This is a genomic window from Wolbachia endosymbiont of Drosophila bicornuta (assembly GCF_028982105.1).
GTDB lineage: Bacteria > Pseudomonadota > Alphaproteobacteria > Rickettsiales > Anaplasmataceae > Wolbachia > Wolbachia pipientis.
Window position 1 is genome coordinate 1 of record NZ_JAPQLF010000001.1, and the last position, 505, is coordinate 505.

Annotated in this window: 2 protein-coding genes; one reads left to right on the top strand and one right to left on the bottom strand. The window is 46.9% G+C overall.

From position 1 onward, the window contains the following. Window positions 1-207 (top strand): hypothetical protein (locus tag OZD68_RS00005; protein ID WP_275008669.1); only part of this gene is annotated, 207 nt, incomplete at its 5' end. Between the two features lie 40 nt (window positions 208-247). On the opposite strand, the gene OZD68_RS00010 is transcribed toward OZD68_RS00005, so the two are convergent. Next, entirely contained in the window at window positions 248-403 is a 156-nt protein-coding gene (locus OZD68_RS00010; protein WP_274979748.1) for a hypothetical protein, read from the bottom strand. Window positions 404-505 lie beyond the last annotated feature (102 nt).

The following is a 505-nucleotide window of genomic DNA, read 5'->3' on the forward strand; positions in this document are numbered from 1 at the left end:
CTACTGCTCTACCATAGCCATAAGCACATATCTTATCCTATTCGGACTATTGCGAGAAGTGCTATACTTAACCGTCATTACACCGTCATACCGCGATTCATTCGCGGTATCTCGCTAACAAGCAGCGGACCGTCATACCGCCGCGGCGCTAACAAGCAGCGGGATGACGGTTGTCAGGCCAGCGCCCCTATGATGTCATTCAAGTAGCTGACACTGGTTCCTTTATGACGGCAGTGCCCCTATGGTGTCATCCCAGTGTCCCTATGATGTCATCCCAGTGCCCAGACACTGGGATCCAGGAATTTTGATTGGACACTGGGTTGGTAAGCATAAAAGTGTTATGTAAAATACAACGTTCTTGATGGGATTGTGTGAAATGCTGGATTCCAGACTGGAATGACATCACAGGAGCACTGACCTCTCTTGGGCTCTTTTAGCCATAAACATTAAGAAATTTACCAAATGAAAAAAAAGGCAAAAGAAGCCCCGTGGTTATTATCCGCTT

What these genes read in the sequence shown, in the direction of transcription:
- OZD68_RS00010 (WP_274979748.1), bottom strand. Translation starts at nt 403, where the DNA reads ATGTCATTCCAGTCTGGAATCCAGCATTTCACACAATCCCATCAAGAA.